Source organism: Zymobacter palmae (genome assembly GCF_003610015.1).
Lineage (GTDB): Bacteria > Pseudomonadota > Gammaproteobacteria > Pseudomonadales > Halomonadaceae > Zymobacter > Zymobacter palmae.
This window is the reverse complement of sequence record NZ_AP018933.1, coordinates 2,594,358-2,607,921: the sequence shown is the minus strand read 5'-3', so window position 1 is coordinate 2,607,921 and position 13,564 is coordinate 2,594,358. Positions and strand designations below refer to the sequence as shown.

Here is a 13,564-nt window from a genome sequence, read left to right as displayed (position 1 = left end):
GAAGTAGCCGCACTGATGCATTGCGCGCTTGGTGTGGGGTAACGTAAGAGCGAGATGACCAGCGGCAGACGTTGCCGCCAGAACAAAAGGAAGGATAGGCCGTATGACTGAGCCGACGACCGTCGTGATGACGCCGCTTGATGCTGGGCAATGGCTCATTGAGCGTGCACGCACCTTTGCCACCGCAGCCCATGCCGCTATCGACCAGCGGCGCAAGTACACCGACGACCCTTATATCGTGCACCCACAGCGCGTTGCCGAGCGGGTTGCCAGCGTGCCGCATACGCCTGACATGATAGCGGCCGCCTGGTTGCACGATGTGGTTGAAGATACTGCCGTCACCATTGAAGAGATTCAGCGGGAGTTCGGAGATGACGTTGCCGTTCTGGTAGCGGGGCTGACCGATGTCTCGCGGTTGGAAGATGGCAACCGCAAGGTGCGTAAGGCGATCGACCACGCACACTCGGCCCAGCAGTCGCCCGCCTGCAAGACCGTCAAGTTGGCCGATCTTATCGACAACAGCATCACGATTCGTCGTTATGGCAAAGGGTTCGCCCGCATCTTCATGGATGAAATGGCCATAAGCTTGCCGGGGCTCAAGGAAGGCGACCCAACGCTATATGCGGAAGCCTGCGCGATAGTTGAGCACTGGCAGACGCGGCCACGGCATGCAAAGGCGCCGGCCTCTGATGGTGATGTAGGCGCGCAGTAATGCTGCTGTTTAATCTGCCATAGCGAAGGAGATGCCCTAGCCGTTCTCCTTGAGGCATCCGAGTACACGGCAGGCCATCTGCCAAGCGCGGTCGGCAGCTGCCGGGTCGTCGAACATGGCGGCATGAACGATCGCGCCGTCCAGTTGCATGCAGAGTGCTGCGGCCCACTGCTCGGTGTCGGCTGCGTCCGTTTCTGTCAGCAAGGTTGCGATGAGCTGCGTCAGCCACTGTTTGTGTCGGCGCACCGCATCAATGATGGCGGCATGGTTGGGGTGTTCATCCAGTGCTTTGATGAACATGCAACCATGAAAATCCGGCTGTTTGAACCACTGGCGGTGCCACTCGAACAGGCAGCGCAGCCGTTCTTCGGGCTTGGAAGCGGCCGCAACGGCGCGCGTGATGGCGTCGGCCAATTGCTCATGGCGCAGTGCCAGTACCTCCTGAATCAGCACGTCCTTGCTGGGAAAATGCTTGTATAACGTCATTTTGGAGGCACCCGCATCGTCGCGGATGCGATCGACACCGACAGCGATATAGCCGTTGGCATTGAAGAGTGCCAAGGCTGTTTCCAAGATATCCGTCCGTTTGCTCATAAAAGCTCCTTGGCATTGGCATGGGGTTTACAGCCGTAGTTCGGTGGCGTAGTGTACAGACCTGTCTGTACATTATCATGGAGTGGTGCGCGTGTCTTCTCAACCTCGATCTCGATGGCGCTCTGCGGCGCCGGCCCGCCCGGAGTGGCGTGACATTCTGCTGGGATTCCTCGGGGGTACGCTGGGTATCGGTGTGCTGGCATGGCTTGCGCTGCAGTCGAGCGTGCCGCTGCTGATCGCATCGTTCGGGGCATCGTGCGTATTGCTGTTCGCTGCGCACAATGCGCCGTTGGCTCAGCCGCGCAATGTGATCGGTGGCCACGTGCTGACCACATTCATTGGGCTGGCGGCGATAAACCTGCTCGGTGATAGCCTATGGGTCTGTGCGTTGGCGACGGGGCTAGGCATTGCTGCGATGCAGGCACTGCGTGTGGTGCATCCTCCCGCGGGAGGCAACCCCTTAATGATTACACTGGCGGGCATGCACAGCTGGACGTTTCTGGTCACCCCCGTGCTGGCCGGTGCGATCATTCTCGTCATGATTGCTTGGCTGCTGCATCGCCTGCGCCGCCACCCTGTACGCTGGCCGGTTTACTGGTACTAAGAGCGTGTTTCATAACCCCAATACCCATGTCATTGACGGGACGTCAAACCACAAAATTGCGCGAGAAACCGGCTATTTTAGAAAGGGTAGAATCCATCGATACGGTTATGAAACAGTCTCTAAGTCCCTCGGTCGGCTACCGGCGGCAAATTTGCAGCGTTACGTTGCCGCCGTTGGCAAGACGTTCGTAGCGGCCGAGATCCAGTAAGCTGATGTGGTGTCCTTCTGCGCGCAGCGCGTTGATGACCGGTTCCACATAAGGCGAACGTGCTGGCGTCAAGTCGATCAGCGGGTGAATACGCACCTCGCGCGCTACGCGCAATAGCTGATGAATGCTGTCGAGGTGGTAGCGCAGTGACAGCAGGTGGCTATATAGAAAGAGGTAGTGCCCGCATAGCGCCAGATCGAAACTGTCATCGGCAAAAGGTAATTCTGGAAGACCGCCCGCCACGTAGCGTTGACCTTCGCCTTCTGTCCGGAAATCGTCCAAGAACAAGGACATGGCGGCCTCATGGCGGTCAGCAACATCGTCGACATTGGTATACCCTTGAGTGCCCCAGCGGAATAGATCGTGACGATGGGCGCTCGAATACGACCGACCGAACTCCGCACCGTGTCGGACGCGTTCTTCGATATGCGCAAGGGGCAGGCCGTAAAGTGGGTCGAAAGAAACCACGCTGCGTTTTTGACGGGTCATTTCGGCATTGAAACAGGCAGGGCCATCGCTGCAGCCCAGAATACGCTTGTCGAGGTCCTGATCCGTCAATGCGAACATCTGGCAGTATTCGTCCAGATCACGTCCCCAGTGCACTACTTCCGTTACATCCATGTCGCTGTATCCATCCGTGGTTCAGGCAGCGAATGCTGTCTGATAAGTTACCTTTTTAGTAACGCGCAGGATGGTGCATGGCCGTGAACGCAATGTCACCTGCCGGAAGAGACGTGCCTTACTAGTGCCTTGTTTTATAGGTCTAATAAAAAGGCATGGCGTGTAGCCACTGACCTGATGCTCAGTGATGTCGCCACCATCGCGGGGATACGACGTCCTTGTCGTAGGTATCCCGCTGGCCTATTTGCCGAGCCAGCGCTCAACCTGTTCTTCGGCCTTCTTGATGTGTTCTTTGGTGATATGAACAGCCACGACAGCCGTCGCTGCCGCCATAACACCGATGTCATCGGTGTAGCCGAGCACCGGCGTCAGGTCGGGGATAGCGTCGATAGGCGAAATGAAGTAGCCCAGTGCGCCGTACAGCGTCGTCTTTGCCCACCGTGGGGTCGATGGATCGCGTGCCGAATAGTACATGCGCAGCGCTGGATTCAGTGCCTTGCGTCCGGCCTTGCGCGATGAGCTGGCCAGCTTTTTCCAGAACCCTTCTTCGCTGTAGTGCTGACGATAGCGGTCAGCGTCGTTTTCCTGGTGCGACATCGTATGTGCTCCATGAATAGTAAAGATGCTACCGTCGAGAGAACGCTATCTCCCGTGCGGTCATTCCGCCGTATCCGACTGGCGCATGCCCAGCCAGTACAGCGGCAGCCCAACGGTTTCGCGGGCGATGGCCAGCAAATCACGCGGCAGTGGATAGCCAGCGCGTGCGTAGTGCACGTCGTGGATACCCTGCTGGGCGAAGGCCAGTCGCGTACGCGGAACGTGGAAATACTCGCTGACTACGATCACGCTGTGGAAGCCATGTTCCGCCATGAGTGGCACCGCGTTGCGTGCCGTAGCTGCTGTATTGATGCCGGTATTGTCGAGCACGATGGCCGAGGCAGGCACACCCTGAGCGACTAGGTAGTCACGCATGACGATCGGCTCGGGGTGCGCAGGTACGCCCGGTCCACCGCTGACAATAATCATCGGCACCATGCCCGCGTTGTACAGTTCTACGGTGCGGTCCAGACGAATGCGCAGGTGAACGGATGGCGTGCCGTCATCCTCGACCTTCGATCCTAGAACGATCGCCACGTCACTGGGCTGCACATCGTTGCGCATGCCTACGACGCAGATCAGCGTTGCCCCCAGCAGTGCAATCAGCACCACGATCCCTACACACCATGACAGTATGGTCTTCATTTATTATCGCCTTGATATTGTGAGGAGCAGGAGTGTACCAAAGCTTTCCTTGCCGAGAACATTGTCCCGCGTGTTGGCCGAGCCAACTTCTGTTTGGGGGAGTATGCCATGGGCTGATGTTCGATTGCGTCGTATCGGCACTTGGCGACGATAAGCGTATGACGATGGCTGTATTGCTATTGCAATAATGCTGTGGGTGGTGAGATAGCGGTGATATACCGAGTGGATAGGCGGTGTGGTGATAATGACTTTATATGAGGGTGAGGGGGGTGAAATCAAGTACTGCGCTGCTTAGAGACCGTTTCACAACCTGAGTGATTGCTTTTTTTTCTTGCTGGAACAAATGGTTTCTGCTGCGCTTTTGTGACTTAAAATCCCCTCAATGACAGAGACATTAAGGTTATGAAACACGCGCTTAGTGACTCCCAATTGATGGGGTATCGGCAGCAATGGGCTAGGCAATGCAGCGCTCACGGCTTTACCGGGCGTTATGGTATATTCGGCGGCCTGACACGGGGATGTCACCTCTGTTTTTGAGATTAGAAATCAACCGTTAGCGCTGCCATCAGCCTGCAAGGGGATCCTATGAAATACTGTCAAAGCTGTGCCGCCGAATTGGCCGACAATGCACAGAGTTGCCCGAGGTGCGGCTACGTTTTTACTCCCGCCCTTCATCAAAACAAGACATCTAAGGCGGTCTGTATCTTACTGTGTGTTTTCCTGTGGCCGCTCGGCATTCACCGTTTTATCTGCGGCGATATCGGTGTTGGTGTAGCCATCCTTATTGGCAACCTACTGGCATGGACGGCCGGACTGCTTATTCTGGCACCACTGTTGATGTGCCCGATTGCGTGGTTGATCGACCTGATTACGCTGTGCTGCGATCGACGCCCCATCTGGAATTGAGGTCGCCGCACGCTGCATTTGCGCGATAAGGAAAGAAGAGCCAGCGTCAAGGCTCCTCCAAGCCTGTCACCGACGGCCATATACCGGTCTGTAGCCTCTGGCCGTCGATTTTATTTATCGCTGAGCGCCCACGCATGATAGACGGTGCGCCATAGCGAGTAAGGCCTTTCGTTCGACGTCGCCATAATGGCGAGCCTGAACGCATTTCGATGCATGTTGATGGGAGTTCCGGTTGTATCGTGCCTGACGTTCTGCACCGATTGTGCGTGTGGGAAGCGGCCACTTTTCCTCTTACGCATGCTGAACCTGCATTGTCTCCGGCGCTGGCCTGACAAGGGCTTCGCCATCCTGCGTCATCATTCATGTCATTCATCAGGGGGAACACTCATGACGCTCTATGATATAAAACCGCGCTTTCAGGCGCTGCTGCGACCACTACTGCGGTGTTTGCATGCCCGCGGTGTCACCGCCAATCAGGTCACACTGCTGGCACTGGTGATGTCGGTCATTGCTGGGGTGGCGTTTGCGCTCAGCCCGTCGCCTGTCTTTTTGATTGCACTGCCCGTTTTTCTGTTTGTTCGCATGGCGCTCAATGCCATTGACGGCATGCTGGCGCGTGAATTCAATCAGCAGAGCCGGTTAGGAGCGCTGCTGAACGAGCTGGGCGATGTGATTTCCGATGCCGCACTGTACCTGCCGTTTGCGCTGCTGCCTTTCAGTTCGGGCATGCTGGTCGTGCTGATGGTGATTCTGGCCATTTTGACCGAGTTCAGCGGCATTCTGGTACAGACTCAGATCGGCAAGCGCAACTATGCCGGTCCTTGCGGTAAGAGCGACCGCGCGCTGATCTTCGGCGCATGGGGGTTATGCATAGCGCTCTGGCCGTCGCTGCTGGCGTACAACAATATCGTCTGGTGTGTGGTGTGCATTCTGCTGGGCTGGACGGTTGTTAACCGTTGCCGTGCTGCACTGGCGGCCGAGTGACACCATTGCAGCGGTTCCGTGGTCAAAGACATGAACGGAAACCGCCGACGAAAGGGGCTTCACCGCCCTTTACAACAAAGCGCCTATAGCGCAGATGATTATTTTGGCAGGGAAAATTCAAGATGACCGAAACCACTCGCATGCCCATTGAGGGCACGTTTAGCACCAGCGATCATACCGCGCTGTTCTACCGCCACTGGCCTGCCGAGCAGGGCACGACACCCCGCAAGGTGATCGTCATGTTCCACCGTGGTCATGAGCACTCTGGACGCTTGCAGCATATCGTCGATGAACTGCAGCTGCCGGAGGCGGCGTTCTATGCGTGGGATGCCCGTGGTCACGGTCGCTCCCCCGGCGAACGTGGTCACAGCCCCTCGCTGGGGCGCTCCATTCGTGATGTTGATGAGTTTGTGCGCTTTGCCGCGCAGGACAGCGGTGTCGCGCTGGAAGACGTCACCGTCGTAGCGCAGAGCGTGGGGGCGGTGTTGGTCGCCGCATGGGCACACGACTATGCGCCTAAGATTCGCGGACTGGTGCTGGCCTCGCCCGCATTCAAGGTCAAGCTGTACGTGCCGTTCGCCCGCACAGGGCTGGCGCTGATGCAGCGCTGGCGCGGGCTGTTCTTCGTTAATTCCTACGTTAAGGGCAAGTACCTCACCCATGACCCCGAACGCATCGCCAGTTTCAACAGCGATCCGCTGATCACCCGTGCTATTTCCGTCAACATCCTGCTGGCGCTGTATCAAACGGCAGAACGTATTGTCAGTGATGCCTCGGCGATCACGTTGCCGACGCAGATGCTGGTATCCGGCAGCGACTATGTCGTGCATCGCCAGCCTCAGATCGACTTCTTCGATGGGCTGCGCAGCCCGGTGAAGGAAATGCACGTACTGCCAGGGTTCTATCACGACACGCTCGGTGAGAAAGACCGCCATCTGGCGATCGACAAAATGCGTGATTTCATTACGACGCTGTATGCGATGGCGCCGCAACGTATCGACTATCAGCATGAAGACCGCTGGAGCCCAAGCGCGGACACATGGCGCACGCTGGCCGCTGGCCCAGTGCCGTTTTCAGCAGAGGATCTGGCCTACCGTGCACTGCGCTATGGCATGAAGGCGCTCGGGACACAGTCGGATGGGGTGCGATTGGGGTTCGATACCGGCTTTGATTCGGGCAGTACGCTGGATTATGTCTATCAAAACGACGCGCGTGGTCGCAATGCGCTGGGGCGTCTGATCGACCGTGGCTATCTGGACAGCGTCGGCTGGAAGGGCATTCGTCAGCGTAAGGTGCACCTACAGCAGCTGATCCAAGAGGCCGTTGCGCGCTTGCAGGCCAACGACATGCCGGTGCGCGTCGTCGATATCGCCGCCGGTCACGGGCGCTATGTACTGGATGCGTTGCAGCAGGTCGAGGGCGTTGAAGATATTCTTCTGCGCGACTACAGCGCGTTGAACGTGCAGAAAGGGCAGGCACTGATTGCAGAGCGTGGGCTGGCCGCAGTGGCGCATTTCGAGCAGGGTAATGCCTTCGAGCGCGCATCGCTGTCGTCACTGGCCCCGCAGCCGACGCTGGGCATTGTGTCCGGTCTGTATGAGCTCTTCCCCGACAACGATCTTATCCGTGCGTCGCTGGCTGGATTGGCCGATGCCATCCCTGAAGGCGGTCTGTTGGTCTACACCGGTCAGCCGTGGCACCCTCAGCTGAAGACCATTGCATGGTCGCTGACCAGCCATCGTGACGGGCAACCGTGGGTAATGCGTGTGCGCTCGCAGGGTGAAATGGATGCACTGGTTGAGGAAGCGGGCTTCGAGAAGTGCGCCCAGCTGATCGACGAATGGGGCATCTTCACGGTGTCTCTGGCCGTGCGACGCGCGTCATGACCGCTCGGCCGGAGCGCCGGTACCGTCTCTGGGGCATTGCTGTACTGTGGCTGGCGGTACTGGCACCGTTCTTCTTCCTTACCTATGGACAGGTCAATCAGTTCACCCAGTCGCGAGAGGGGGTGGGCAGCATCGTCTTTGGTTGGGAGCATCACATTCCATTTCTGCCGTGGACGATCATTCCATACTGGAGCCTTGATTTGCTGTACGGGCTGGCGCTGTTCGTCTGCACATCGCGTCAGGAACTGCATCGACTGGTTGCGCGGCTGGCGCTGGCGTCGGTACTGGCCTGTATGGGCTTCCTGCTGTTTCCGCTGCGTTTTTCGTTCATCCGGCCGGAAGTAACTGGAATGTTCGGTTGGCTGTTCCATCAGCTGGAACAGTTCGACCTACCGTTCAACCAGTCGCCTTCGCTGCACATTATTCTGTGCTGGCTGCTGTGGTGCCATTACCGTCGCCATGTACAGGGCCTGATGAGCGTCGTGAACACGGGCGGGTTCCTGCTGATTGCCGTTTCAGTACTGACCACATGGCAGCATCATGTTATCGACGTGGTGAGCGGGGCGGGCGTGGGTCTGTTCATCAGTTGGCTGATACCCGAGCGGGGCGGCTGGTGCTGGCAGATTCCTGATGCGCGCCGTCGCCAGTTGGCCTGTCGCTATGCAATGGGCGTCGTGATCTGTGGGGGACTGGCCTGTTTGCTACCGTGGCTCTGGTGGTTCGCCATCGCGCTGGGCATCATCGCCCTTAGCTATGCAGGGCTTGGGGTCGCGGCGCTACAGAAAGACGAGCAGGGGCGGCTGTCTTATGCCGCACGCTGTTTGCTACTGCCGTGGCGCTGGGGAGCTTGGGCGACGGTGCGCTATTACATGCGGCGTGTTCCGCCGCACTCTGCCGTACATGAAGGCGTCAGCCTCGGCGCCTTCCCTCGGCAACCGATAGCGGCACGCGCAGTGCTTGATCTGACCAGTGAGTTTCCCCGAGCGGCTTGTGCTGCCGAGCGTGCGTATCAAGCCGTTCCCATGCTTGATCTGACGCTGCCGGATGGCTCAACGCTGAGCCAGGCCGTCAGAGCGCTGGAGGCGCTGCGCCAGCAGCATGAGACCGTGCTGGTGCACTGTGCGCTCGGCCTGACCCGCAGTGCCTTGGTGGTCTCGGCATGGCTGCTGGCCTATCACCATGCCTCCTCTGCCGATGAAGCGATCCAGCGCGTGCGCAACGCACGGCCGCAGATTCTGCTACCAGAACAGACCTCGGCCTATCTGACCGGCTGGCATCAAGGGTACGCGCATGACTGATGCCTCTCTTTCGCTATTGATCGCCACACTGAAAAGCTGGCGCCCCCTGTGGTTGGCCACGCTGCCGCCTCTGGGAGTGGCGCTGCTAATATCGTGTCCGTCGGTTGCGTCGGGGCTGTTCGTGCTGGTCGGGGTGGGCTGGTACGGCTGCTGGCGACTATGGCTCGATCAGCAGTACTTCAGCGTGATGCGTGAAGGTACGCTTGAGGGTGAGGCATTCGGTGCGGAACTGGCCGAGATGTGGCAGCGCCCGCGGCTACGCTCGCTGAGTCTGGCCGAGCGTCGGCAAGGCGCACTGTGCTGGCTGAAGCGTACGCTGGTGCTAGTTGGCGTACTGTGGGTAGTGGCCGCTGCCGCGCTGTGGTGGGTGCCATAGGCCGTCATTAAACGACCACTGGCGCTGTGCCAGTGGTCAACCTTCAGCCTTTTCGATGAGGCGCATCGGGACGCGTTGTCTGCGGGTTAACGCCGTCCTCGCCTTCTGCTTCTTCGAAATGAAGTGTCTTCAGGTGCCCTTCCAGTCCTTCTTCATCGACATCGGTCAGATCGCGTGCTTCCAGCTCGTGCGTCTTGCGCGCCAGCCGTTCGTCGTCCCGGTCCTGACCACCGTGCTCCGCGGCGTCTGCCAGATCATCGAACTCTTGCGGCAGGTCCTCGGCCGATACCGTTGAACTTTCGCCCGTTAACAGCTCTTCGGCAGCGGCTTCATCATCCAGCTGGTCGATTTCGCCTGTTGTCGCGGTATAGCGCTGGTCGATCGTATCGTTGCGTGCCATAGGCGGCCTCCCGGATATTTATCCGAATGCTGTACGAGGGGATAGTGCTGTCTTTCAGACTAGGCAAGCCGATGAGGGTTGTCGATGCACGCCGTACGGGCAGAGAAAAAAGGGCCATCAGATACGCCGCAATCCACGGTTTTAGGGTGACTTCCTAAAAGAAAGTAAAAATGAAGCGGATATTCACTCCCCAAGGGGGTTGCAGGGGGTAGGGGAAGCAGGCGTATACTCCGCCCCCTCTGACGTTCATCCATTTTCATACCGCTGCTGACGACATGTCCAAGATCACTTGCCCAGACTGTAAGAAACGCATTGAACATGCCACGAGTGGTTGCCCAATCTGCGGCTTTCATATCGAAGGCTGGTGGCACCGCGTGGGTCAGCGCCGGCATATGGCCTGGCGCCAGCGCGTGCGTCGTCGCTGGGCACTGGCGACATCGGCACTGCTGATGGTGACACTGACGGCACTGGCGAAGCCGGTCAATGCTCTGCATCCTCTGCTTGACGAGACTTCCACTGATGTGGACGTGGTAGCAGTGGTGCAGGACAGCGTGGGTGAACTCTAGCCGCTGAGGCTGCCAAGAGATTCATCAAAGATGAATGCGACAACGCCCCCGCACGGTGATCCGTGCGGGGGCGTTGTGTTATGGGACGAGTTAGGGCTGCAGCGGTGCATCGTCATCGGACAGCGGGTTGCGTTCGGCGGCCATTTCCGGCGTGGCGGCCATGTCCTGATCGAGCGCGCCTGCCACCAGATCATCCGTAACGCGCAGCTCGACCCCAATCGGTGTCATCTGTGTTGACGGTTCGAACGGCGCGACCGGTACCGGTGCCGGACGAACCATGCGGCGCCAGATGAAGAACACCAGCAGGAACAGGTGCAGCACGGCCAGTGACCAGAACAGGCCGCTAGCCCCGACGCCGGACATAACCGGCGAAATGATCAGCGGGCTGATGGCTGAACCGAAGGAGTTGATCAGCAGCATCCCTTGAATCATACGTACCAGAGCATCCGCCGAAGTACGGTCGGCCGCGTGACTGACTGATACTGGATAGAGCGAAAATATCCCCCCGCCCAGTAGGAACATCAGCAGACCGATAAACGGTGAGTTGGGCAGTACGATGATGGCGGCTGAAATCAGTACGCAGAGCGCACTCAGCACGATCAGCACCCGTTGACGGTCCTGTCGGTCGGACCAACGGCCCACCGGATACTGCAGTAGCATTGCCCCGAAAATCACGTAGGCCATCATATGGCCCACTTGACGGACATCCATCCCTACGCGTTGAAGGTAGAGCGGCAGCAGTGAATAGATGGCCGCCAGCGCGATCCCCGATCCGAAACAGCCCATCACCCCTGTCGGTGTCAGTTTCAGCAATTGCTGCGGCATGACCGGTTCGACGCGCTCCATCTCTGGGGCGATGCGGGGAATGACCACCATCGGAACGACCGACAGCGCAGACAACGTGCCCGCCAGCATGAACGGTGAGTCGACGCCCAAGCCGTCGATGTTGCCCAACCCCACTTGGCTGATCAGGCAGGAACCGTAGAGCGCGATCATGTAGACCGCCAGCAAGCGGCCGCGATTGTTTTGGTCGGCGGCCAGCAACAGCCAGCTTTCCACTACTAAAAACACGCCCATCGTCGCCCAGCCATTGATCAGACGCAGCACGAACCATGCCCACGGATTGACCAGCATGCCTTGCAGCAGGATGGTGACGGCAGTCAGCGAGGCGAAACTGCTGTAAGCACGGATATGGCCCGTGCGGATGATCAGACGGTCATTGCAGAACGCCCCGATGGTCAGTCCGACGAAGTAGGCGGCACTGATAAGCCCGATCACCATGGCTGATTCACCCATGGCATCTAGGCGCAGCGGTGTCAGCGATGAAATCAGCCCGTTACCGGTACTGATGATAAAAAGCCCGAGAATGGGCGCAATCGTGATTGCCAGCAAGTGACGGGGCATGACCACCTCTAATTGGACTGGGGGCGACGGGATCGCAGACATCATAGAACGCGAGGGCCGCATGGGCTGCCCTCAATAAGGAGTAGGAGGCGACGCTAGATCTGAAAGATGACCCACGAAGCGTTTGACGCATAAACACCGGACGCTATCGGGTTACCGCTGAGGCGGTGCCGCACCGTGAGTCATATACGACCAGAGCACCTCAAAGATCAAGCATTTCGTCATGTTGACCGTGCATTGCATACCGACAGGTCTCGTGGGAGCGTGCGGTCAGCGTCGTGGCGGAGGGGCAATGAAAGGCACAGTGGCAAGGCATGAGCAGCGTGCAATTGTGGAAGGTTATTTTCAATTCGCTACAGGGATGCCACTGCATGATAGCGGTTCATAGGATACGCTGACCGCAAAGGCCGGGGCCGACGCGGAATCATATCGTGCCTGACAGTGTCTGACAGGAATATCGGGCCAGCGAAAGCGGGCGCTTACGCCGAGTACAGGAGAAGGCGACGTATGTCACCAGCGCAGGAATGGGTTCAGGTAGTCGATGCACGCAATCGACCCTGTGGGTCAGCAACGCGGGCGTTCGTGCGCCGCTTCAAGCTCTGGCATCAAGCCAGCTATATCTTCGTGCATAACGCCCAAGGGCACCTGTGCGTGCAGCGACGCACCATGACCAAGGACATCTTTCCAGGAGCCTATGACCTAGCCGCAGGCGGTGTCGTGGATGCGGGGGAAAGCCTGCACGCGGGAGCGCGCCGCGAGCTATTCGAAGAGCTGGGTATCCGTCGCCGCAAGCTGACGCACTGTTTCGATTTCCGCTATACCGATGCGCGCCTGCACTGCTTCGGAGGGGTGTATCTGACCGAGCACAATGGCCCGCTGGCGCTGCAAGCCAGCGAAGTGGTTGATGTGCAGTGGCTGACCCCGCAGCAGGCGCTGGCGCTTGATAATGTCACTCCGGATACCCGCGTGGCGTTGTCGATGCTGGTCTCACAGGGCTGGCTAGCCGCCGCCTGAGCACGATTCCACTGTCACGGACGACATGACAAACACCCGTTCGGCAAACGGCCCGTTCCGCTTCGCGGGCGGCGCTATCACCCGCTAGAATGAAGGCTCTATGCTCTTTCCTCTTGCTCCGCCAGACGCCCGTGCCGCGCCGAGGGAAGGGCTATCAGGCAAGGGCCGTTGCCGTCAGAGTGCGAGGAAATGTTCATGTCACTGTATTCGCTTCCATGCCATACGCTGGAAGGGACGCCCTTCAACTTGCATGCGCTCAAGGGGCAGGTGTTGTTGATCGTCAACATTGCCACCCATTGTCGCTTTACCCCCCAGCTGGCCGCGCTGGAGGCCCTGTACGAACGTTATCACGATCAAGGACTGACGCTGTTAGCGTTCCCCTGTGATCAGTTCGCCCATCAGACGCCCGAGGAAGGGCGTGACATCGCTAGGGCCTGTGCGAGCTACAGTATCCAATTCCCGTTGATGGAAAAAGTATTCGTCAATGGACGTAATGCCCATCCACTTTTTGCCTATCTTGAGCGTGAAGCCCGCGGCGTGCTGGGCACCCGTGCAATCAAATGGAACTTCACCAAGTTTCTGATTTCCCGCGATGGACAGGTGTTGCATCGCTATTCGCCGACGCTGCGTCCCGAGCGAATGCGGCGTGACATCGAGCGTGCACTGGACACCCCCGTGCGTTGAGTACTTGTGCACCAGCGCTGCAGTCGGCAGGATAGGCCCCCTTTGCGGGCATGCCCGCACGTCAT

At 58.6% G+C, this 13,564-nt stretch carries 16 protein-coding genes; 10 read left to right on the top strand and 6 right to left on the bottom strand.

The window, feature by feature from the left end; translation table 11 throughout:
* Positions 1–103 precede the first annotated feature (103 nt).
* Entirely contained in the window at positions 104–712 is a 609-nt protein-coding gene (locus ZBT109_RS11515; protein ID WP_197714344.1) for an HD domain-containing protein, read from the top strand.
* A 36-nt stretch (positions 713–748) separates the two neighbouring features.
* Here the strand turns inward: ZBT109_RS11515 and ZBT109_RS11510 are convergent, their stop codons facing one another.
* On the bottom strand, positions 749–1,306 hold the full coding sequence (locus ZBT109_RS11510; protein WP_027706337.1) for a TetR/AcrR family transcriptional regulator: 558 nt from the start codon (positions 1,304–1,306) through the stop codon (positions 749–751).
* A 91-nt stretch (positions 1,307–1,397) separates the two neighbouring features.
* Between ZBT109_RS11510 and ZBT109_RS11505 the strand changes: the two genes are divergently transcribed.
* Positions 1,398–1,910 carry an HPP family protein gene (locus ZBT109_RS11505; protein ID WP_027706336.1) on the top strand — a complete coding sequence of 171 codons (513 nt, stop codon included), beginning with the start codon at positions 1,398–1,400 and terminating at the stop codon, positions 1,908–1,910.
* Positions 1,911–2,046: 136 nt separating this feature from the next.
* Here ZBT109_RS11505 and ZBT109_RS11500 read toward each other — a convergent pair whose 3' ends face one another.
* The 3 genes from ZBT109_RS11500 to ZBT109_RS11490 form a co-directional block, all read right to left on the bottom strand.
* Positions 2,047–2,739: a malonyl-ACP O-methyltransferase BioC gene (locus ZBT109_RS11500; RefSeq protein ID WP_027706335.1), complete on the bottom strand. Its 693-nt coding sequence runs from the start codon at positions 2,737–2,739 to the stop codon at positions 2,047–2,049.
* A gap of 240 nt (positions 2,740–2,979) precedes the next feature.
* Positions 2,980–3,336, bottom strand: a complete 357-nt coding sequence (locus tag ZBT109_RS11495; protein WP_027706334.1) for a YkvA family protein — start codon at positions 3,334–3,336, stop codon at positions 2,980–2,982.
* Positions 3,337–3,396: 60 nt separating this feature from the next.
* Positions 3,397–3,981 (bottom strand): YdcF family protein, encoded by a 585-nt coding sequence (locus ZBT109_RS11490; protein WP_027706333.1) that lies wholly within the window; start codon positions 3,979–3,981, stop codon positions 3,397–3,399.
* Between the two features lie 585 nt (positions 3,982–4,566).
* On the opposite strand from ZBT109_RS11490, the gene ZBT109_RS11485 reads away from it, so the two are divergent.
* The 5 genes from ZBT109_RS11485 (at position 4,567) to ZBT109_RS11465 (ending at position 9,431) form a co-directional block, all read left to right on the top strand.
* A complete protein-coding gene (locus ZBT109_RS11485; protein WP_027706332.1) occupies positions 4,567–4,887 on the top strand; it encodes a zinc-ribbon domain-containing protein in 321 nt (106 codons plus the stop codon).
* A 387-nt stretch (positions 4,888–5,274) separates the two neighbouring features.
* Positions 5,275–5,871 carry a CDP-alcohol phosphatidyltransferase family protein gene (locus ZBT109_RS11480; RefSeq protein ID WP_027706331.1) on the top strand — a complete coding sequence of 199 codons (597 nt, stop codon included), beginning with the start codon at positions 5,275–5,277 and terminating at the stop codon, positions 5,869–5,871.
* A gap of 122 nt (positions 5,872–5,993) precedes the next feature.
* Entirely contained in the window at positions 5,994–7,757 is a 1,764-nt protein-coding gene (locus tag ZBT109_RS11475) for a bifunctional alpha/beta hydrolase/class I SAM-dependent methyltransferase (RefSeq protein ID WP_027706330.1), read from the top strand.
* Positions 7,754–9,055 (top strand): phosphatase PAP2/dual specificity phosphatase family protein, encoded by a 1,302-nt coding sequence (locus ZBT109_RS11470; RefSeq protein ID WP_051524253.1) that lies wholly within the window; start codon positions 7,754–7,756, stop codon positions 9,053–9,055. Before ZBT109_RS11475 ends, ZBT109_RS11470 begins: the two co-directional genes overlap by 4 nt.
* On the top strand, positions 9,048–9,431 hold the full coding sequence (locus ZBT109_RS11465; protein ID WP_027706329.1) for a hypothetical protein: 384 nt from the start codon (positions 9,048–9,050) through the stop codon (positions 9,429–9,431). Before ZBT109_RS11470 ends, ZBT109_RS11465 begins: the two co-directional genes overlap by 8 nt.
* Positions 9,432–9,474: 43 nt before the next feature.
* Here ZBT109_RS11465 and ZBT109_RS11460 read toward each other — a convergent pair whose 3' ends face one another.
* Positions 9,475–9,831, bottom strand: a complete 357-nt coding sequence (locus tag ZBT109_RS11460; RefSeq protein WP_027706328.1) for a hypothetical protein — start codon at positions 9,829–9,831, stop codon at positions 9,475–9,477.
* Between the two features lie 275 nt (positions 9,832–10,106).
* Between ZBT109_RS11460 and ZBT109_RS11455 the strand changes: the two genes are divergently transcribed.
* Positions 10,107–10,397: a hypothetical protein gene (locus ZBT109_RS11455; protein ID WP_027706327.1), complete on the top strand. Its 291-nt coding sequence runs from the start codon at positions 10,107–10,109 to the stop codon at positions 10,395–10,397.
* A 90-nt stretch (positions 10,398–10,487) separates the two neighbouring features.
* On the opposite strand, the gene ZBT109_RS11450 is transcribed toward ZBT109_RS11455, so the two are convergent.
* Entirely contained in the window at positions 10,488–11,801 is a 1,314-nt protein-coding gene (locus ZBT109_RS11450; protein WP_084261969.1) for an MFS transporter, read from the bottom strand.
* A gap of 507 nt (positions 11,802–12,308) precedes the next feature.
* Between ZBT109_RS11450 and ZBT109_RS11445 the strand changes: the two genes are divergently transcribed.
* Entirely contained in the window at positions 12,309–12,815 is a 507-nt protein-coding gene (locus ZBT109_RS11445) for an NUDIX hydrolase (protein WP_027706326.1), read from the top strand.
* Between the two features lie 195 nt (positions 12,816–13,010).
* Positions 13,011–13,499, top strand: a complete 489-nt coding sequence (locus ZBT109_RS11440) for a glutathione peroxidase (protein ID WP_027706325.1) — start codon at positions 13,011–13,013, stop codon at positions 13,497–13,499.
* The last annotated feature ends 65 nt before the right edge of the window (positions 13,500–13,564 follow it).

What these genes read in the sequence shown, in the direction of transcription:
- ZBT109_RS11515 (WP_197714344.1), top strand. Translation starts at nt 104, where the DNA reads ATGACTGAGCCGACGACCGTCGTGATGACGCCGCTTGATGCTGGGCAA.
- ZBT109_RS11510 (WP_027706337.1), bottom strand. Translation starts at nt 1,306, where the DNA reads ATGAGCAAACGGACGGATATCTTGGAAACAGCCTTGGCACTCTTCAAT.
- ZBT109_RS11500 (WP_027706335.1), bottom strand. Translation starts at nt 2,739, where the DNA reads ATGGATGTAACGGAAGTAGTGCACTGGGGACGTGATCTGGACGAATAC.
- ZBT109_RS11495 (WP_027706334.1), bottom strand. Translation starts at nt 3,336, where the DNA reads ATGTCGCACCAGGAAAACGACGCTGACCGCTATCGTCAGCACTACAGC.
- ZBT109_RS11490 (WP_027706333.1), bottom strand. Translation starts at nt 3,981, where the DNA reads ATGAAGACCATACTGTCATGGTGTGTAGGGATCGTGGTGCTGATTGCA.
- ZBT109_RS11485 (WP_027706332.1), top strand. Translation starts at nt 4,567, where the DNA reads ATGAAATACTGTCAAAGCTGTGCCGCCGAATTGGCCGACAATGCACAG.
- ZBT109_RS11480 (WP_027706331.1), top strand. Translation starts at nt 5,275, where the DNA reads ATGACGCTCTATGATATAAAACCGCGCTTTCAGGCGCTGCTGCGACCA.
- ZBT109_RS11475 (WP_027706330.1), top strand. Translation starts at nt 5,994, where the DNA reads ATGACCGAAACCACTCGCATGCCCATTGAGGGCACGTTTAGCACCAGC.
- ZBT109_RS11470 (WP_051524253.1), top strand. Translation starts at nt 7,754, where the DNA reads ATGACCGCTCGGCCGGAGCGCCGGTACCGTCTCTGGGGCATTGCTGTA.
- ZBT109_RS11465 (WP_027706329.1), top strand. Translation starts at nt 9,048, where the DNA reads ATGACTGATGCCTCTCTTTCGCTATTGATCGCCACACTGAAAAGCTGG.
- ZBT109_RS11460 (WP_027706328.1), bottom strand. Translation starts at nt 9,831, where the DNA reads ATGGCACGCAACGATACGATCGACCAGCGCTATACCGCGACAACAGGC.
- ZBT109_RS11455 (WP_027706327.1), top strand. Translation starts at nt 10,107, where the DNA reads ATGTCCAAGATCACTTGCCCAGACTGTAAGAAACGCATTGAACATGCC.
- ZBT109_RS11450 (WP_084261969.1), bottom strand. Translation starts at nt 11,801, where the DNA reads ATGCCCCGTCACTTGCTGGCAATCACGATTGCGCCCATTCTCGGGCTT.
- ZBT109_RS11445 (WP_027706326.1), top strand. Translation starts at nt 12,309, where the DNA reads ATGTCACCAGCGCAGGAATGGGTTCAGGTAGTCGATGCACGCAATCGA.
- ZBT109_RS11440 (WP_027706325.1), top strand. Translation starts at nt 13,011, where the DNA reads ATGTCACTGTATTCGCTTCCATGCCATACGCTGGAAGGGACGCCCTTC.